The 18937-nt window shown below is 52.0% G+C and carries 22 protein-coding genes; 1 reads left to right on the plus strand and 21 read right to left on the minus strand.

Going from position 1 to position 18937, the window contains the following annotated elements:
* Positions 1 to 37: 37 nt before the first annotated feature.
* Positions 38 to 691 (minus strand): ABC transporter substrate-binding protein, encoded by a 654-nt coding sequence (locus NTX59_12545; GenBank protein ID MCX5786505.1) that lies wholly within the window; start codon positions 689 to 691, stop codon positions 38 to 40.
* A 259-nt stretch (positions 692 to 950) separates the two neighbouring features.
* On the opposite strand from NTX59_12545, the gene NTX59_12550 reads away from it, so the two are divergent.
* Positions 951 to 1691 carry a hypothetical protein gene (locus tag NTX59_12550; protein ID MCX5786506.1) on the plus strand — a complete coding sequence of 247 codons (741 nt, stop codon included), beginning with the start codon at positions 951 to 953 and terminating at the stop codon, positions 1689 to 1691.
* A gap of 57 nt (positions 1692 to 1748) precedes the next feature.
* Here the strand turns inward: NTX59_12550 and NTX59_12555 are convergent, their stop codons facing one another.
* The 20 genes from NTX59_12555 to NTX59_12650 all read right to left on the minus strand — a co-directional run bounded on the left by NTX59_12555 (position 1749) and on the right by NTX59_12650 (position 18855).
* The gene (locus NTX59_12555; GenBank protein MCX5786507.1) at positions 1749 to 3071 is read right to left on the minus strand and encodes a sodium:alanine symporter family protein; all 1323 of its coding nucleotides are present in this window, start codon (positions 3069 to 3071) and stop codon (positions 1749 to 1751) included.
* Positions 3072 to 3186: 115 nt separating this feature from the next.
* Entirely contained in the window at positions 3187 to 4416 is a 1230-nt protein-coding gene (locus NTX59_12560) for a radical SAM protein (protein MCX5786508.1), read from the minus strand.
* 33 nt (positions 4417 to 4449) lie between these two features.
* Positions 4450 to 5511: an ACR3 family arsenite efflux transporter gene (arsB, locus tag NTX59_12565; GenBank protein ID MCX5786509.1), complete on the minus strand. Its 1062-nt coding sequence runs from the start codon at positions 5509 to 5511 to the stop codon at positions 4450 to 4452.
* A 1-nt stretch (position 5512) separates the two neighbouring features.
* Positions 5513 to 5938, minus strand: coding sequence for an arsenate reductase ArsC (locus NTX59_12570; protein MCX5786510.1), 426 nt, complete (start codon positions 5936 to 5938; stop codon positions 5513 to 5515).
* A complete protein-coding gene (arsM, locus tag NTX59_12575; GenBank protein ID MCX5786511.1) occupies positions 5935 to 6714 on the minus strand; it encodes an arsenite methyltransferase in 780 nt (259 codons plus the stop codon). The genes NTX59_12570 and arsM overlap by 4 nt, the downstream gene beginning before the upstream one ends.
* A 9-nt stretch (positions 6715 to 6723) precedes the next feature.
* The gene (locus tag NTX59_12580; protein ID MCX5786512.1) at positions 6724 to 7416 is read right to left on the minus strand and encodes an aromatic aminobenezylarsenical efflux permease ArsG family transporter; all 693 of its coding nucleotides are present in this window, start codon (positions 7414 to 7416) and stop codon (positions 6724 to 6726) included.
* A complete protein-coding gene (locus NTX59_12585; protein MCX5786513.1) occupies positions 7413 to 7991 on the minus strand; it encodes a nitrophenyl compound nitroreductase subunit ArsF family protein in 579 nt (192 codons plus the stop codon). Before NTX59_12585 ends, NTX59_12580 begins: the two co-directional genes overlap by 4 nt.
* Positions 7972 to 8337, minus strand: a complete 366-nt coding sequence (locus NTX59_12590) for a putative zinc-binding protein (GenBank protein MCX5786514.1) — start codon at positions 8335 to 8337, stop codon at positions 7972 to 7974. The genes NTX59_12585 and NTX59_12590 overlap by 20 nt, the downstream gene beginning before the upstream one ends.
* 1 nt (position 8338) lies before the next feature.
* Positions 8339 to 8581 (minus strand): thioredoxin family protein, encoded by a 243-nt coding sequence (locus NTX59_12595; protein MCX5786515.1) that lies wholly within the window; start codon positions 8579 to 8581, stop codon positions 8339 to 8341.
* Positions 8582 to 8594: 13 nt separating this feature from the next.
* Positions 8595 to 9557: a permease gene (locus NTX59_12600; protein MCX5786516.1), complete on the minus strand. Its 963-nt coding sequence runs from the start codon at positions 9555 to 9557 to the stop codon at positions 8595 to 8597.
* A 1-nt stretch (position 9558) separates the two neighbouring features.
* Positions 9559 to 9846, minus strand: coding sequence for a metalloregulator ArsR/SmtB family transcription factor (locus NTX59_12605; GenBank protein MCX5786517.1), 288 nt, complete (start codon positions 9844 to 9846; stop codon positions 9559 to 9561).
* Positions 9847 to 10053: 207 nt separating this feature from the next.
* On the minus strand, positions 10054 to 11055 hold the full coding sequence (locus tag NTX59_12610) for a hypothetical protein (GenBank protein MCX5786518.1): 1002 nt from the start codon (positions 11053 to 11055) through the stop codon (positions 10054 to 10056).
* Positions 11056 to 11140: 85 nt separating this feature from the next.
* Positions 11141 to 11740, minus strand: a complete 600-nt coding sequence (locus NTX59_12615) for a hypothetical protein (GenBank protein MCX5786519.1) — start codon at positions 11738 to 11740, stop codon at positions 11141 to 11143.
* Between the two features lie 245 nt (positions 11741 to 11985).
* Entirely contained in the window at positions 11986 to 12327 is a 342-nt protein-coding gene (locus NTX59_12620; protein ID MCX5786520.1) for a cupin domain-containing protein, read from the minus strand.
* A 109-nt stretch (positions 12328 to 12436) separates the two neighbouring features.
* On the minus strand, positions 12437 to 13537 hold the full coding sequence (locus NTX59_12625; protein ID MCX5786521.1) for an ABC transporter permease: 1101 nt from the start codon (positions 13535 to 13537) through the stop codon (positions 12437 to 12439).
* 31 nt (positions 13538 to 13568) lie between these two features.
* Positions 13569 to 14765, minus strand: coding sequence for an ABC transporter permease (locus NTX59_12630; protein ID MCX5786522.1), 1197 nt, complete (start codon positions 14763 to 14765; stop codon positions 13569 to 13571).
* 91 nt (positions 14766 to 14856) lie between these two features.
* Entirely contained in the window at positions 14857 to 15783 is a 927-nt protein-coding gene (locus NTX59_12635) for an ABC transporter ATP-binding protein (GenBank protein MCX5786523.1), read from the minus strand.
* On the minus strand, positions 15780 to 16508 hold the full coding sequence (locus NTX59_12640; protein ID MCX5786524.1) for an ABC transporter ATP-binding protein: 729 nt from the start codon (positions 16506 to 16508) through the stop codon (positions 15780 to 15782). The genes NTX59_12635 and NTX59_12640 overlap by 4 nt, the downstream gene beginning before the upstream one ends.
* A 126-nt stretch (positions 16509 to 16634) precedes the next feature.
* Positions 16635 to 17363, minus strand: coding sequence for an efflux RND transporter periplasmic adaptor subunit (locus tag NTX59_12645; GenBank protein ID MCX5786525.1), 729 nt, complete (start codon positions 17361 to 17363; stop codon positions 16635 to 16637).
* Between the two features lie 130 nt (positions 17364 to 17493).
* Positions 17494 to 18855 carry a TolC family protein gene (locus NTX59_12650; GenBank protein MCX5786526.1) on the minus strand — a complete coding sequence of 454 codons (1362 nt, stop codon included), beginning with the start codon at positions 18853 to 18855 and terminating at the stop codon, positions 17494 to 17496.
* Between the last annotated feature and the right edge of the window lie 82 nt (positions 18856 to 18937).

Raw genomic sequence — 18937 nt, forward strand, 5'->3', positions numbered from 1 at the left:
CCGCGGGGTTTTTATTTTGTTTTACTAGTAAATGATTTTATTGCTTGCTGTTCTTTTCGGCAAGCAATTTTATCAGGCCGTCCACTCCGGATTTGGCGATTACGCTTGCGAACTGGCTGCGGTAATTGGTCACCAGCGAAACGCCGTCAATAATCACGTCAAACACCTGCCATGTTTCCCCCGCGCTTTCCATCCGGTAATCTATCGTGATGGGCGGCTGTCCGGGCTGCCTGGCGACGGTCTTTACCAAAGCTTCGCCCGTGGCCGGCTGCGGGCCCAGAGGCTTGACTTCAATGACGCTCCCGGCGGCGGCCATATCCAGGGCCGTAGAATAGGTCCGCACGAGCAGCGTGCGGAATTCCTTTACCAGCGCCTTCTGCTGCTCTTCGGTGGCAGGCGCCCAATATTTTCCCGCCGCGATTTTGGTCATGTGCTCGAAATTGAAGTTGGGCAGCAACAACGCGATAACTTCATCCTTGGGCGCCGTTTTGATTATCTTCAGCACTTCATCGGTCATGGTCCTGACCATCACATCAGGCGCGACTTTTTCCGGCGCACCCGGGAGGGGCGCGGAAACATCTTTGGTCATCCCGCCTGCCGCCGTCAGTTCCGCCAACGCTGATCTTTCACCGGACCAGGCCAGCTGGGCCGAAAGCATACCCGCGACAAACAACGCTGTAACATATTTCATGTGTTTTCTCCTTGAATGCCTCATTGCGCTCTTTCTGAATTCGTACACCTAACTATACCAATCATTATCCGTTTCGCAGAAGAGGCAAAAGGCCTATTAAGTCAAAGGGAAAAGACCCAGTAAAAGAGACAGCTAAGGCCTATATCTCCATGGGCCCTTTTAAGGATAATTAAGGGCCTTTATTCACTTCTCGACCATTAGGGAAACAGACTAGAATATTGTACGGGCGATTAAGTAAAAGATTTCCAAGGAGTGAATAATGACCAACCTGGTGAAGCGCTTCGGCATCTTGTGCGGAGTTGCGGCGTTTTTGTCGACTCCGGGGCTCGCGCCCCAGGCCGGAGCATTTGACTCCGCCACCCATCGGCATATTACCGAGCTGGCGCTGACCGATCTGGGATTTGACGCGGATTCCATAGTCCTCGTGAACCAGGGGAACATAGCGGTAGACGTGTTTGATGAAGCCATTATTCCCGAAGCGCATTTTGACTGTGAAACTTTTTCAAAAGGCTCGCAGAGGCTGCGCGATAAACTCACCGAGGTCACGGACGCCCTGGACGAGAACGACCGGGAGTTCGCTCTGAACACTCTTGGACGGGGACTTCACACGGCCCAGGATTTTTTCTCCCATTCAAATTTCATAGAGAATAACAGCGTGGAAACCCCCATAGATCTGCTGAACCTTAAAGACCCCCCCGCGGACCTGGTATGTGACCGTGAGACTTTCCAAGGCGGCCTGACCAGCGGCTATTACCCGGATGACAAGAGGCCGTCCGAAATAAAATGCATTCATGCCGAATTGAACAAGGATATTGCGAATGTCGGGCGGCGGTACACTCTCGCCGTGGAAAAAGCCGTAATTGAAAGCCGGCATTACGTGCTGAGCTTGTTTGAGGCTATCGGTTCCCGTCCCTCGTGGGACGAAACCCGCCGCCTTGAAATGAAAAAGCTTTTGCTGAACCCGACTAACCAGCCTGGGGCTGTCCCAGCCAACCGGTAAAAAACCGCCGGGCATCCCTCACCGGCGGCAAAGCATAAATAATTATTTTTTTACGTCTTACGGCTCTTTGATGTACTTCGCGGTTTCCGCAGCCGCAACGGGCGCAAGCAGCAGAAGCGAGATAAGATTCGGGACCGCCATAAGACCGTTGAAAATATCCGCAAAATTCCAGACGGCCGGAAGAGCGGCCACAGAGCCGATCATTACCGCCGCTATCCATAAAAATCTGTACGGTTTTACCGACCTGGCGCCTAAAAGGTATTCGGCCGCTTTCTCTCCGTAATATTCCCAGCCAAGTATGGTTGAAAATACGAAAGTCAAAAGCCCTACGCTAAGCACCGTCGGGCCGATATAGGGTATATGCGAGAAAGCGCTTTTGGTCAGAGCCGCCCCTTTAAGCCCGTTTTGCCAGTCCCCGGCGCTTACCACCACAAGTCCGGTCATAAGACATACCACAACGGTATCCCAGAAAGTCCCGGTTGAAGAAACCAGCGCCTGTCTTACCGGATTTCTGGTTTGGGCCGCGGCGGCGACAATGGGAGCGGAGCCCAGGCCCGACTCATTTGAGAACAATCCCCTCGCGATCCCGTAGCGCATGGCTTCTTTAACTCCCGCGCCCATAAAACCGCCGACGGCGGCCTGCCCGGTGAAAGCGGATGAAAGTATCAGGCTTATTGTTCCTGGCAGTTTTTCAAAGTTAAAAAACAATATGAGCCCGCAGCCTAAAACATAAAACACCGCCATGAACGGCACCAGTTTTTCGCAGAATTTCGCTATTGATTTTATTCCGCCCAGGATGACGAACGCCGTAAGCCCCGTCATAACCGCTCCGCTGATCCAGCACGACAGGCCGAAAGTGTTGTTGAGCATCTGTGAAATTGAATTTGCCTGCACCATGTTGCCGATGCCGAAAGCGGCGATAGCGGTAAAAACCGCGAAAACAATTCCCAGCCATTTGGCGTTCAACCCTCTTTCCAGCACATACATCGGGCCGCCGGAGATCTCCCCTGAAGGCGAGACTACGCGGTACTTTACCGAGAGCAGCGCTTCCGCGTATTTAGTGGCTATGCCGAAAACTCCGGTAAGCCACATCCAGAGCACCGCTCCCGGACCGCCCGCAGCCACCGCCGTGGCAACGCCTACAATGTTTCCCGTGCCGATAGTGGCGGCAAGGGCCGTCATAAGGGCCGCGAAATGCGAGATATCCCCCTCGCCTTCGCTTTTCCGGCTGAATGAAAGTTTGATCGCTTTCAGCAGATAGCGCTGAATAAAGCCGAGCCTGAAGGTGAGATAGATATGGGTTCCGAAAAGAAGAACGATAAGCGGCGCGCCCCAGACGACCGAGCCCGCTTTTTCGAGGAAGGCGTTCAATGTTTCCATCTGGAAATTTTAACTTATTTAGTTCCTGCACTAGAAGTCGCAGAAACAATAAACAATCTTTTTATTTTTCCATCCTCCACCTCAGCCTTCCGAAAATTGCGCGGAAATTTTCGGTTCACGGGCACTGGATTATTCCCTGCGCCCAGAGACAGCCCCCGCAGGTTTCCGGGAAAACATTGCCACCACAGTCCGTGGCATTATCAGCGGAGAAACTGCAACCCCCGCATACATGGCACGGTGCAAAATTAAATTCCGCCACTTTCCCCCTGAAAAGCGAATATTCCCTGGAATCCCAGATATCCAAAAGACCGCGCTCCGCGATGTTGCCGAAAGAATGGCTCTTATTGCGCCGCTCCGCCCCATGGAAATGTATTACATGTGAATGCAGCAGAGCCATGCAGGGCGACACCTGACCATCCCAGCGTATAAAAGAACATCGCTCCCTTATAAAGCGGCACTCATCAACACGCGCGCCAAGGGGTGTGCCCATAAGCGAAAGACATTCATTGCCGCAGACCAGCCGCCAGAGCGTATCTCGTGTTGATTCATTAAGATCAATTCGCGGAAGGTCCACTTCCGCCCCGCCCGGCGTCTCTGTCATGGAACCAAGCGTAAGCGCCTGTGCACAAACCATCTGGCGCTCCATTTCGGGAGCATAAGGAATAACGTTGCTGACGGAAACAAAAGCCGCTCCCGTCTTTTTAGCCAGCCAGCCCAGCTCTTTCAGATCCTCAAAATTGGACCGTGAAACCACAAACGCTATGCCCAGTTCAAGTTTGCCGCGCAACCGTTTAATATTCCCCACAACTTCTTTAAAACGAGCCCCCTGCCGATTGCGTTCAAAATTCAATTCGTCTGCTCCGTCAAAGGATATCCAAAGACAGTTAAGGCCCGCTTCCAGCAGACCATCCGCCATTTTCGCATCCAAAAGGGTGCCGTTCGATACCATCTCGACCCGGACGCCAGTCTCCTTGATGGCTGAAATCATGCGGATTATATCCGGGTGAGCCGTAGGTTCGCCGAAGCCGCCAAACATTACCGATTCCAGGTGCGGGAATTGATGCAAGTCTTTCAGAAGCTTATTAAAAATATACGGTGTCATGTCGCCCTGCGGCTCACTCCAGGTCCTTTGTATGCAGGCACGGCAGGTAAGATTACAGCGGGAGGTAGGTTCAATATAAACACGGGAAAGGCTGTGTATATCTGGCAGAACTTCTACTCGCCCACGCCTGACCACGATGTCCAACTGCGCTCCGGCTGAAAGCCCGAGCCGCCGCGCAGCTTCAGGAGGCAGCGCTATGACGTTGTTATCAATTACCTTCGCCTTTGACTTTTTACTTTTCATACTGACAACTCGTTAAGTATTTTCAGGCCGCTGTTACACAGAAACAGTTGTGGTGTCGTACCAGCGTCGGCCTATCCATAGGGACACGTTCACAAGCCCTATAAGGACAGGAACCTCGACCAGAGGCCCTATAACCGCCGCAAAAGCCGCGCCATGGCCTATTCCGAAAGTGGCTATCGCCACAGCTATGGCCAATTCAAAGTTATTGGACGCCGCTGTAAACGAAAGCGTCGCCGACTCCTGGTAGTTGGCCCCGGCTTTCTTGCTCATATAGAACGACAAAAAGAACATTATCGTGAAGTAGACCAAGAGCGGTATGGCTATGCGGATTACGTCAAACGGAACCTGCACTATGTTTTCGCCTTTTATGGAGAACATCACTATTATGGTGAATAACAATGCCACAAGGGTGAGCGGACTTATGACGGGAATGAACTTGGAAGAATACCATTCCCGCCCCTTGGCCGCTATCAGAGAGAAACGGGTGAGTATGCCCGCGATAAACGGGATTCCCAGATATATGAATACGCTCTTGGCTATTTCCCCCATTGTTATGTTCACCACGGCACCCGTAAGCCCAAGCCAGCGCGGCACAAGCGTAACAAAGAAATAGGCATATACTGAGAAGAATAATACCTGGAACACAGAATTAAAGGCCACCAGCCCCGCGCAGTATTCTCTGTCACCCTTAGCGAGGTCGTTCCATACTATAACCATAGCGATGCAGCGGGCAAGCCCTATCATAATCAACCCCACCATGTACTCTGGCCTGTCACGCAAGAACAGAATCGCCAGGGCCGTCATCAGTACCGGCCCCACCAGCCAGTTCTGGATGAGAGATAGAGCCAGCACTTTCTTGTTTGCGAAAACCCTGTGCATTTCCTCGTATTTTACCTTGGCCAGCGGCGGGTACATCATCAGTATCAGGCCTATGGCTATCGGTATGGATGTTGTACCCACGCTTGAAGCCGCATTGAACTGCGCCACTGCAGAAGGCCAGAGCCAACCGATGGCAACTCCCGCACCCATGGCGAGAAATATCCATAAAGTAAGATAGCGGTCAAGAAAAGATAATTTTTTTATGATTCCGTTCATTTTATTCCTCCATTAGTTCTGGCAGTTTTTTCACAAAATCCCGTATTTCGTCTCGCACCCTGCGATAATGGGACAGAGCTTCTTCTTCGTTTTTGGCCTCTTTGGCAAGAAACGGCGGGTCCTCAAAATTTTTATGCAGTTTTTTAGTTTTACCAAACCACACAGGGCACGACTCCCGCGCATTATTACAGACCGTCACCACCAGGTCAAATGCCGCTTCTTTAAACTCATCCACACCTTTGGATCTCTGCTCTGAAATATCCACACCCGCTTCAGCCATAACCTTTATGGCCCTGGGGTCCAAGCTGCCCGGCTTTGTTCCAGCTGAAAAAGCCTTGAAATTGTATTTCAAAAGAAGGTTAGCCCAGCCTTCGGCCATTTGGCTGCGGCAGGAGTTACCGGTACAGAGGAAAAGTATTTTTTTCATTTGCCTTTCCTCGCGTATACGGTTATGCTGGAGGCCGCGCCGTCTAAAGCCGTGGCGGCTTTGGAAGTGATGGGGTCGTAACAGCCGCCCTCGGAGTGGTAGGTATTAGCACTGAGCAGTTTTATCCCCTTAAAGCCCGCGTCCTTTATAGCTCTCAGGTACTCCCGGCGCTGCAGCGCCCCAGCCACGCAGGCGGCGTAAAGCCCGGCGTGTTTTTTAAGCGACAGTGGCAGTTCACGATTAAGCACTATGTCACTTACCACAATAAAGCCGCCCGGTTTGAGCGTCCTGAAAGCTTCGCGAAAAACCTCCGGTTTATCCGGCGAAAGATTAATCACGCAATTGGAAATGATCAAATCAGCTTCGGCGTCCTTAACCGGCAGTTTCTCAATCACCCCTTTGCGGAATTCCACATTGGACAAGCCGGTGCGTTTTGTAAACTTCATCAGATTGGCTTTGGCGAGTTTGAGCATCTCAGGCGTCATGTCCACTCCTATCACTTTACCCCTTGGCCCGGCCAACGGCGCGGCTATAAAAACATCCTTACCGGCTCCGCTGCCCAGATCCAGCACCGTCATACCTTTCTTTATCTTAGAGAAAGCCACCGGGTTGCCGCAGGAAAGCCCCAACTCACCCTCAACCGACGGCGCGGCATTTCCGCCGCAGCATGAAGCTGATGAACAGCAGGAATCGGACTTGAACGGTTTCGCCGCCTTGGCCACCTTTCCATATGCATTCCGGACTAAAGAACGTGTTCTTTCATGCTTAATTTTCATATAACCTCCCTAAATGACTCCAAAAATATATTTAAGTCCCAAGTAAACGCCGCAGGCTATGAACACCCACGCGGTGGCGGGTTTAGCGTATTTTTCAAAACTGTTCGCCAAGCCCGTAACTGCTGAAACTTTCTTGAGGCTAAAATCTATAACTACCGCCAGGCCGATGACTGGCAGGGCTGTGCCCAAGCCGTAAAACAAAGGTAATGAGAACGGGGCGGAGTTTTTCGCCGCCAGCGGGATGATTACGCCGAAGTAGAGCGCAGCGGAGATGGGACAGAATGCCAGGGCAAAAACAAAGCCCATGAACAGGGAGGAAATCGCCCCCCCTTTGGCCTTGAATTTTGAGAGGTCAAATAGATTAAAGCCCTCGAAGCTACGCCCGAACATATCCAGCATATACATACCGGCCAGCACTAGTATCGGGGAGAGGACTTGATTACCGTATTTCTGCATGAAGAACGAGAACGACGGCGCACTCAGAAGGCTTTTAACAAGCAGGAAGCCGATAACAATGTATGCCAGCGCCCGCCCGAAGGCGTAAAGCCCGCTATGAGCAAGCACAGCAGTCCTCCCGGCCCCGGAATGTTTCGAGATATAAGTCAGCGCCGCTATGTTGGTGGCCAGCGGGCAGGGGCTCACTGACGTGATAACCCCCGTCCAAAGGGCTGTTGCGGTCGCCGCGCAGAATTCAACGCTCATTTTTCGTCCAAAAGCTTATGTGTTTCGTCGGTGATATAATTCAGGAAGCCCTCTTTATCGCCGAGCAGTTGCCAGACCTTCTCCAGTTTTCCCCATTTAAGCGCCTTCCCGTCGGAGAATTTCTGTACCACCACCGACTTGGAATTAAGGAAATATTCCTGCACGAAATGCGCGTTGGGCTCATCTTCAATGTTCAGGCCTTTAAATTCCACCTTCCAGCCTTTATAGTCGGAGCCAAAATTCTTTTCCACAGCTTCCCTGGTATAAGCCTCTATTTGTTTGCAGGAAGAACAACGGGTATTGGTATAGAAATAATAAACCACGGCTGTTTTTGCCTCCGCCACGACCTTAGCCTTGGGTTTTACAACCAAGCGGGTTTTCGGCTCTGGTTTTGCCGCCGGACGGGCCAGTTCCACAGCGGTGGACACGGTTTGAGCCGGCTCATTCGGAGCTTTAGCCGGAGCGGCGGCCATTTTGTAAATGGCAGCGCCTATACTAACGGCTACAAAGGCCATAAGCATGAATTTAAGTGCTTTGTTCGGACCCACGGGATTTTCAGATAAGTTCTTTTGCATGTTTAAATACCTTGTCTATATTGCGCTCGGTCATGACCGTCTTTCCTTTTTCAAAACCGCAGTCCGTCACTTTCAGATGCTTGAACTTTTTAACGCCGTGGGTCTCCAACGTCTTTCTAGCGCAACCCACCGGGCAGCCGTCCAGAGCGATTACCAAGTCAGCCCCGTTGGCAGAGGCTATAAAACCGCTTATATTGCCGCCTATTCCAGCCAGGCAGCTCAATTTCACGCAGGTCTCTTTTGAGAGTTTGCGGGCGGCCCTGTCCGCCATTTCACCGACATCCGCCGCCCCGGAACAGGGAAACACCAGCATGGTTTTGCCGCTACATGCGCATTGTTCAGCCATATTATTTGGCCTCCGAGATTATTTTTTTAAGATCCGCGGCGGGCGGCACCCTGCCAGCGAACTTCACTTCACTATTAACAGCCAGGGCGGGCGTCATCATCACCCCCATCTCCGTTATTCTGTCAATATCGTCTATCTTTTCCATCTCATATTCTATGCCCAGGTCTTTAGCCGCAGCTTCCGCCGCCGCATAGAGTTTATTGCACTTTGCGCAGCCCATGCCCAATATCTGTATTTTGACCATAATTAAGAACTCCTTATTTCATCACAAAATTGAACAAAAAACCGGTAAAAATAATACCCGCACCAACTATCCCGAAAAAAATAAAGAGCAGTTTAATCTTCATCACGCGCCGAAGTATAAGAAATTCAGGCAGTGACAAACCGGTTACAGCCATCATGAACGCCAGCGTTGTCCCCAACGCCACTCCTTTTTCCGTAAGTGCGCTTACAAGAGGGATAACGCCCGCGGCATTGGAATAAAGCGGGATGCCCACCAGCGTCGCCAGCGGCACCGCGTACCATTTGTCAGCCCCGGCCCAGCGGGCGAGGAAATTTTCAGGCACATAGCCGTGTATCCAAGCTCCTATACCTATGCCTATAAGGACATAAGGCCACACCGTTTTAAGGATATCTTTGGTGTACTCCCGGGCATAAGAGAAGCGCTCCGGCCACGGCATTTCCGCTCCGAACGCCACATTCTGTATCCGCTTTGAAAGGTCAAAACCTTCCAACAGATATTCAAGATTCAGCCTGCCAATTATCAGCCCTGAGACAACCGCTATCACAAAACCGCTGAAGGCATAAAGGAGCGCGATTTTCGCTCCAAACATGCCGAACAGCATCACCAGGGCAACTTCGTTTATCATCGGCGAGGCCACCAGGAAAGAGAAGGTGACTCCCAGCGGTATGCCGGTTTGAATAAAGCCCAGAAACAGCGGTATGGCGCTGCAGGTGCAGAAAGGGGTAATTATACCCAGGCCAGCCGCCCACAAATGACCGGAAAAACGGCTTTTTTTAAGTATTATCTCCCGTATTTTTGAAGGCGGCAGGAAGGTGCGGATTATTGAAACCGCGAAAATTATACCCGCCAGCAGTATGAATATTTTTATCGTATCAAAGACGAAGAAGTTAACGGCTCCGCCGGCCAGTGTATCATGCCCCAGGCCAATAACGCCGTATACAACCCAGTCGGCGAACAGTTGAACGGGTTTAAACATATTACCTCTTGAGCCCGGCTATGCAATCCGTAAAATCCAGCACACAGGGGCAGAGAAGGCGGTAATGCAGCCAGTTTCCCTCCCTCCGCGAGGCCACCAGGCCGGCATTCTTCAGTACCAACAGGTGCTTTGACACGGTGGAAATATCGTCGCCCACCAAATCCCGCAGCTCGCAGACGCAGGTTTCCCTCTTTTTAAGCGAATTGAGTATTAAAAGCCGGGTCGGGTGCGCCATAGCCTTTATTACAGCGGCCTGGGCGACATAGTCATCTTTTGTTTTAGTCTTCATATTACTCTATTTTGCCAAATAGCCAAATACTTGTCAAGGCTATGCCCGTCAGGCGGCCAAAAAAAAAGGGGCCATCTTTCCCCTTTTCCAAACCGTCAAGCCGCCCGGTTGTCTGCTATGACTTTGTCATTATAAGCGCCCTCTTGAATTTGTAATGGTCCTGAGTGCTAAAAAAGCAACTACCTTTTTGCTCTGTTGAAAGCAGGCTTATTGTCCCAGCCAGGGTTTACCGTCATTGCCGCACAGCCTTCGCCCCGTTACAGCGCCGGAACCGAAAAAGGCCGTTGATTTCATGGCCGGGTCATTGGTATCGCCGTGCCTGTATTTGTAAATATAGAAGTGAATGACGTTTGTTTCATTCATTTCAGCCTTTTCTGCGAAATACCTGTTGCCCGCTTTCCCGCGTTTTATTGTCAGGATCTTATAGTCAACCCTAAGCGTTGTTTCCGAGCAGCGGGTCACTTTCAAAAGCCAGTTATATTCTGAATCGGAAAGCTCAATATAGCCCCTTTTAAGAAGATCGGCCGCCTGTTTCTCTTCCGGCGTAAGGGAACTTTCCGGTATTTTCTCCCCCGGCATAAGCCACTCGTGTCTGCCTTTTAAGGCCGCATAATAGACTTCCATCCCCGCATATGAAAGAAGCCCGAAATCACCCATCACGGCAGCGCCTCTTAAATCCCTGAGCTTCATTATTTCAGGCCAGCCCAGGCCTTTATTCTGAAAAAACTTCACGGCATCGCGCGTAAGCCTGTCGCGGTAATCCTGAAATCCCTGGAGAGTGAGAAGTTTTTCAGGCCCTTCCGCGCTTTTTCGCTCAACATAAAAAACGGAGGGGATATCCTTGCGCCTTTTTTGGAGGAAATCAAAAGCGTTCTCTTCCTCGGCCCTTTTCATGGCTTTGTACAGAAGAAAATCGCTTGAGCGGGGAGCCTCCTGCGTTTCCGGAACGGCTCTTCTGAATTTCAGTTCGGACCAGATTTCCGCTTTTGAGATGACGCCCCCCGAAGTTCCCGCAGCACTCTTTTCAGCGCACTGAGCCTGGATGGCGAAAGCCATACAAAGAAGCAGAGAACCGAAAAGCTTGCCCCTTAGCGGTTTTGCCTTGCCACGGCATTTATGGTTTCCAGCGGCGGGAACGGCTGTAAGGCGGCCGGTGGCGACGAGCGCAGCTGTTTCTTCGCTTTTTGCGTTATTATTCGTCATTTTCATGGAACCTAAAGTTATAATATATAAACACCTGTAAAAAAACAAGAGCGCCCTCGGGCGCTCTTGTTTTCTGGAGATATGGTATTGATTATTCGGTCTGCAGGGGGCCTGAGAACGCCATCACCTTTGTGCCCGCGCCGCTAATCTCTTCCAGCGCTTTCACATATTCTTCTATAAGCGGCCGCATCTTGCTTTCATACGCGGGGTAAGACTTGTTTATCTGCTCAACCCTCAGCAGGACGATGGTCTCGTCATTGTCGGTATACTCCGCGATATTGGCCAGCAGCAGCTTGGCCGTCGCCATAGTGTCTGGCGTTTTGGGAGTGCGCGCTATCGCCGGACCCGCCATGGTGTTAAGTTCTTTAGCGGAAACGGTACATTCTTTAAGTTCCTGCATGAGTTCCTGCAGAACGCGGTCAACAGAGCCGCTTTCCTTATTCTCCAACAGCCTGTTGACCTCCCAAAGGGAAAGTTCCACGCGCTCCATTTTTGCTTTAACGGAAACCATTTTGACCGTCAATTCACCCAGCCCGCTAAGCCGCTGGGAAACCTGCTGCCGCGGAGCGGCAGGTACCGGTATTGCCTTTAAGCCGGACTGCAGATCGGATTCAAAGCTCCCCGCTTTTAAAACTCCGGAAAGACCAGCGGTCAGCACCGCGGCTATTATAAGGTTGGTAAGTTTTTTCATTTTTTTCTCCCTTTAGTTTTTACTCGCAACTTTTTTCATCCAGTTGAGGCCTGAAAATTATTTCCTATTAAGTTATACCAGCAAATAGCGGACCCGGCAACGGCAGCAAGGCCTAGCACAGTGAACTTTAAAGACCTATGTTAAACTGGGCCCTTTGCAGGATTATTATTTTTTAGAGTGGAAGTAAAAAGGCGGCAATTGCCGTCTTTTTACTGAAGCAGGATGCAGGGCGAACCCCGGATTTTTCAGGAGCGTATCATTATGAGCGCCATCTTGAACTTTTTTACGGCTTTCAGCGCGTGAGGCTTGCCTGCGGGCATTATTATAAATTCTCCCGCCTTCACCTTATTGGACTTGCCTGAGATGATTATTTCCGCCTCACCATCCAATATTTCAACCATAGCGTCGAACGGGGCGGTATGTTCGCTCAGGCCCTGGTCCTTGTCAAAAGAGAAGATGGTGACTGTACCGGTTTTCTTCTCTATTATGGTGCGGCTCACCACCGCGCCCTTGTCATAACTTACTAAATCCCCGGCCTTAAGCGTCTTTCCCCTTAAGTCTTCCTTGTTGTTTTCTGATCTTTTCATATTATCTCCTTGTCAATCAGCACTGAAGCGCTGAAGCTCTGAAGTAACTGAAAAGACTACAGTGAACCAATTTCAAACTTCAGCGCTTCAGAGCTTAAGCTCTTCAGCTCTAATTCAGCGTCTGCCTGAATCGCTTATACGCGAATCCGGAGGCGAACACTGCCATCAGGGCCAGCACGCCCAGGTTGGTCCAGAAAACATAAGTATCCCCGCCTTTCAGCATGATATTGCGCAGCATGCGCACAAAATACATAAGCGGGTCCAGGTATGCGGCGGCTATCACAGCCTTAGGCATGTTCTCCACCGGATACATCACGCCGCTCATAATTATAGCCGGGAACAGGAACATGAATCCGCCCAGCATCGCCTGCTGCTGATTTTTTGCAATGGTGGAAATGAAAGTGCCCACACTTACCGTGGTTATAACGAAAGCAAGCGCACCCAGGGCCAGCTGCCACAAGGCCCCTCGCACGGGCACGCTGAATATCAGATAACCCGCTATTACCACCAAGGTCACGTTCACGAGCCCCAGCAGTATGTAGGGCAGGGTCTTGCCGAGAAGTATCTCCGTATTGGAGAGCGGCGCCGAAACTATAGTTTCAAAAGTCCCCATCTCGCGCTCGCGCGTGAGCGACATGGCCGTGAGTATTATCGTAATAAGGCAGGCCAGCATCCCCATAACGCCGGGCACCAGGAACATGGAGGATTCCATGGCCGGATTGTAAAGGACGCGCACATCGAATTTAAGCGGAGGTTCCCCCGGCGCGCCGTATTCCCTGGCAGAGGCGGCCGATATGATGTTTTTAGCGTAAGCTTCCACAGCCCTGGCCTTGGTGGCGTTTGAGGCATCCACCAAAAGCTGCATTTTGCCGCCGCCGCGCCCGGCCGAGACTGCCAGGCCTTCTTTCGGCGCTATCAGCACGGCATCAGCACGGCCGGAAGCTATAAGTTCAAAAGGATCCTCACCTGGCGCGTATATAGCGCGTGTAAACCAGCCGGAGGCGTAAAAGCCTTCCGTTACGCGGCCGAACATGGCGTCATCCGGCTGCGAAAAAGCCGCAAGTTTAATATTTTTTATCTCAGTGGAAAGCGCCAGGCCAAAAATAGTCAGCTGTATTATGGGCGCTCCGAACAGCAGCGTACGCATTTTGGCATCACGCAGCGTCTGAGTCAGTTCTTTCCGTATAAAGGCTATAAGCGTACGTTTCATAAATTTTCTTCTTCCGTCTTCAGCCTTCAGCCTATTCTAAATCCGTCTTGAACTTTTTCAGCGCCAGCGCCAGCATTCCCATGCTTAAAAGCGCCAGCGCCAGGAACGGCACAGCGAGTTCACCGATGTCCGCCCCCTTAAGGGTTATCCCGCGCGCCGCCGCCATGAACCACCTCGGCGGCAGCAGCATAGTCAGGTACTGGAAGAATTTGGGCATGCTCTCCACCGGGAAAATGAAACCGGACAGCAGCATGGAAGGCAGCAGGCCGGTTATCATACCCAGTTGCATGGCTATCTGCTGCTGGCGCGTTATAATGGAAATAAGCAGCCCCTGAGAAAGCGCTGCGGTTATAAAAAGCAGGCAGGCCGCCAGATAAAGCAGATGGCTGCCGGCGAAAGGCACACCGAAAACCAGACGTGATACGAGATACACGAAAACCACACCGGCCAGTACTAAAGCCCCGTACGGGGCAAGCTTGCCTGCCATTATCTCCAGTGGCCGCACCGGAGTTGAAAGCAGCAGTTCCATGGAGCCGTTCTCCCATTCGCGGGCCACGGTCATCGCCGTCAGAAGTATCGACAGCAGGCCTATTATTATGGCGGCCAGCCCCGGTACGGTAAACCAGCGGCTGTTCAGCTCAGGGTTATAGAGGAAGCGGGTCTCAACAGAGAGAGGCTCGCGCGCCGGACTCCTCCCAAGCCCCGCCCTTTTGGTTCGCATATCATCGTCTATAGATATAGTTTCGTCAATAACCGCTTGCTTTTTGTTCCAAAAGAGCGGGGCAAGCCTGACCAGAACACCGCGCTGTATGCCGGGTAGGTACCCTATCACGGCGCCCGCCTTGGAGTTGTCGCTGCCGTCCAGCACGAACTGCGCTTCCGCCGGGCTGCCGCCTTTTATTTTTTTGGAAAAATCCGGTTCCAGGAAAAGCGCCGCGGAAGCCCGGCCTGAATCCAGCATTTCCACCGGGCCGGCCGGGCCCGGCTCAACGAGGCGGAAATAACCGGAAGACGAAAATACTTCTTTGAGGCGGCGCGCGGCGGGCCCGTTATCCCGGTCTGAGACCGTAAGCGCGATATTCCTGACCTCGTAATCTATGGCATAGCCGAAGAAGGTTACCAGCATCACCGGCAGACCCAGCGCCAACGCCAGCGTGAACGGATCGCGCAGGATATGCATGACCTCCTTGCGCGCGATGGAATAAGCTCTTTGAATATTGAATCGCATAATTTAGTTTAGAGTTAGGAGTTATGAGTTAGAAGTTTGGAGTTATGGAGATAAACTCACAACTCAAAACCAAGAACTCAAAACTCTCAACTTACCTTTCCGTCCCCTCAACTAATCGTATGAACACGTCCTCAAGCGACGGCTTTATCAGCGCTACCGAAGCGGAAGGCGGCAGCGCGGACAAAGCGGCGTCCATGGAAACTTTATCCTTGAACGCGGCATGCCAGCGCATACCGTGAGGCGAAAGCTCAAGCAGCCCGGCGGCTTTTTCAAGCTCCGAAATAAAGACTGCCGAGTCGGTCCCTTGAAAATCCAGTTCGGCCATAGGGCCGGGGAAAGCGGAGTTTTTTAGTTCTTCCGGCGAGCCCAGCGCTATCAGACGTCCGGTGCGCATCAGGGCTATGCGGCCGCACTGCTCGGCCTCGTCCATATAATGAGTGGTCACTATAACGGTTTTGCCAAGACCGGTGATCTTTCGTATCAGCGCCCAGAACCTGGCGCGGGATGCGGGAGCCACTCCCGAGGTGGGTTCGTCCAGAAAGACTATCTCCGGGTCGTGCAGCATGGCCGCGGCCAGCGCGAGTTCCTGTTTTATTCCGCCCGGCAGCTCCGCGACTTTGGAGGAGAGCGGCTTATGAAAGCCTATAAGCTCAAAAAGTTCTTTTCGCCGCCTTTCGGCATAAGGCGGATTAAGCTTCCGCAGCCCCGCCGCGAAATCCAGGTTCTCACCCACCGTCAGGTCGTTGTAAAGCGTGAACTTCTGGGACATGTAGCCCACTATCTTTTTTATCCCCCTGCCGCCGTCCTCAAAGCCAAGTCCTCCCACCAGGGCCGAGCCTGAAGTGGGAACCAGCAGGCCGCAAAGCATGCGTATGGTGGTGGTCTTTCCCGCGCCGTTGGCGCCCAGGAAGCCGAAGATCTCTCCCCGGTTCACACAGAAGGAAACATTATCCACGGCGGTAAAATCCCCGAACTTGATGGAGAGGCCTTTTACCTCCAGCACGCAGGAGGGTGTCATTTCTTTACGCCCTCCTTTATAAACAACTCTTCGAAATTAGCAGCGCCTGTCTCCTTAAGCACCGCGCGTGGTTCACCGGAGGCAAGCAGCCGTCCCGAATCAAGCAGGTGTACGCGGGCGCAACGCTCGGCCTCATCCATATAGGCGGTGGAAACTATGATGAGTATTTTATCCGCAGCCAGGCTGTAGAGCAATTCCCAGAATTCCCTGCGGCTGATAGGGTCCACGCCATTGGTGGGTTCGTCGAGAAGAAGCACGGACGGAGATTGCAGCAGGGCGCACATCAGCCCCAGTTTCTTATACATGCCGCCGGAAAGCTGGCCGGCGCGGCGGTCCCTGAAATTAGCCAGGCGGGTTATTTCAAGCAGTTCAGCCGAGCGGCGGGAGTAGACCCTGGGCTCCAGGCGGTAAAGTTCGCGGAAAAACTCCAGGTGCTCGTCTATTGAAAGGTCGGGGTAGAGGCTCGCCTGCTGCGGCATGTAAGCCAGGCTTGGGCGCAGTTCGCTGAAAGCGGCAGACTTTCCGTCACTGTAATAATGGATATCTCCAGCCGTTGGTTTAAGTAGGCCGGCCAGCAGACGCATTGTTGTGGTCTTGCCGGCTCCGTCCGAACCTATAAGCCCGTGCAGCAGCCCGGCCGAAAAATCGAAAGAGACACCGTCCAGGGCGGTGGTTTTATTAAATGATTTCCTCAAATTATCAGTCTTGATGGAAAATGAATTCATAAGTATAGTAAATAGTGTAGAGTTGAGAGTGTAGAGATTTAAAGGAGCTTCTGATTTTCTCCACACTATTTACTCTACACTCTGTACTTTATGCTCTACACTATCTACTATCCCCTCTACACTTTCCTAGTCAGGCAAACGCACTTCTATCGTCATCCCCGGTTTAAGCGTTTCATCCGGGTTCGGGAATGAAACTTTAACGGCGAATACCAGCCGTGTCCTTTCCTTGCGGGTCTGCACATTCTTTGGCGTAAATTCGGCCTCGGAATATATCACGGAAACTCGGCCGGGTAAGGCTTTGCCGCCGGACTCAGGCAGGAAACCGTTTACCTCCATACCGGGCTTAAGCTTAGCCAGCAGGTCATGCGGCACGTAAATATAAGCCCAGACCTCGGATAGGTCCGCCACAGTGGCCAGCTTCGTGCCGGGGGCCACCAGTTCGCCTTTTTCCCTATAGGAATAAAGCAGGCGGCCGGAGACCGGCGACTTTACCGAGCACCATTCCACCCTCAGCGCTGAGTTGTCCCTGCGGTATTTAGTTTTTTCAAAACTCTCCTGGCCGATGGAGCCGCCGGCTTTAAGAGCTAAAGCCCTTTTATATTCGCTTTCGGCGTTCTCGGCGTCTATTTTTATGTCCTCGCAGGCAAGGACCGCCAGCGTCTCATCTTTTTTTACGAGGGCACCCTCTTTAGCCGGGAATGAGGAGATGACCGACGTAACCCTGGCCGACAGGTCCACCTCGGTAGCCTCCACCGTGCCGGCATAGTAAAAATCTTTTCCTGAACGCACCTTCAAGATAATGGCCGAAACGACTATGATTAACAGCACTGGAATAATTATTTTTTTGGGTTTCATATAATTTTTTATTGTTCAGTAGACAGAATTCAGAAGTCAGGATTCAGAATGGGCGAATCAGGGAACACCTCCATTCTGACTACTGAATTCTGACTTCCGGCTACCTGGTACTCGCAATAAACCCTCCTATTCAATTTTCCGACACGGACAGATCCGCCATATAAGCAAGCTGGTTGAGCATCTGTATATCGGTCCTGGCGGCTTGTATTTTGGCGTCAAGCTCCTTGAGATTGGCGTTCTGCACTTCAAGAAAAGTGGAACGGCCCGCCTGGTAAGATTCGTAAGTCAGGGTTTCCAGTTCAGCCGCGGTATTGAGAGTATCGGCGTTTATGGAAGCCTGGGCTTTAAGGCTGCTTAACTGGTCCTGCGCTTTTTCCCAGGAAAGGCTAAGGCCGTCCGCCGCCCTGTCTTTCCTTGCTTTTACGGAATCAATATCCGCGGAACGGGCTTCTATTTCGCGCGTAAGCCGCCAGCCCTCAAAAACAGGCAGGTTAAGGCCGACACCCAGAATGTTCTGGCTGTATTGCTTTAATATGGCGCCGTTGGGATACGCCAGATAAGATTTGGCGAAAAGCTGGAATCTGGGATACCTTCCCGCTTCAAGGGCTTTCCGGGCCTGTTCATAGGAGCGCCCGGCTTCAGAAAGGGCCCTTAGCGCCGGATGGGCGGCGGAGGGCCCGGACGGCGCCTGGGCCGACATGGACAGCATCAGCTTTTCGGTCGCGTCCATTTCTATAATGACGGTAGGCGGCGGCTCGTCTTTCGCGAGCAAAGCTTTAAGTCGGCTGTCGGCGGGATACGACAGGTCGGCTTTTTTTTCGATGCCGGCCTGATAAAAAAAATCACGCGCGGCACCCGCCAGCTCCGACCGGGCCTGGGTAAACTGCATTGCGCGGGTAAGCAGTTCGGCTCTTGAGGAAAGCATGTCCATACGATTGGCCGCGCCGGCATCATACCTGAGCTTTATATCTTTGTACTGCGCTTCGGACAGCCTCCGCGACTCGCCTATAAGAACAGCCTGGTCCAGGGCAAGTTTTATCTTGAAATAAGCCAGCCGGGATTCAAGCACTATGCGGCTTTTAAGGCCGCTTATATCGCTTGCCTTTGAAAGCGCAAGCGAGTTCGCGCTCTCGTAACTGGACCGCGTGGAACCGAAATCCCAGAACATCCAGTTAAAAGACGGACCGAGCGTATAGGCGTAATAATCCCCGAACTGTATGCTGCGGTTCCCCGGGACCGGCAGGGAAAGCCTGGATACTTCGGTCATTCTTGAGTAGCTGGCGTCAAAATCAAGCGACGGACGCCCGGCTGCAAGGCGTTCATCGGCTCTTTTAGAAAGAGCTATCTCGTCCGCTTGCAGGCCTTTCAGTTCCGGGGAATAAGCGAGCGCCAGCTGCTGAGCCGTTTCCAGCGGCAGCTTGATCACAGGGATACCTTCACCGAAAGCCGGGACAGAGTTCAGAACGACCGCCAAAATAACGAATATTTTCATATAAACCTCTTTAAAAAGGCTTCTGCTGCCTTTTATACCCAAAAGGCAGCAGCCTTTTTGATTCCGCGGCCTGTAAAAATTT

This window comes from Elusimicrobiota bacterium (assembly GCA_026388155.1).
Taxonomy (GTDB): domain Bacteria; phylum Elusimicrobiota; class Elusimicrobia; order Elusimicrobiales; family UBA9959; genus UBA9634.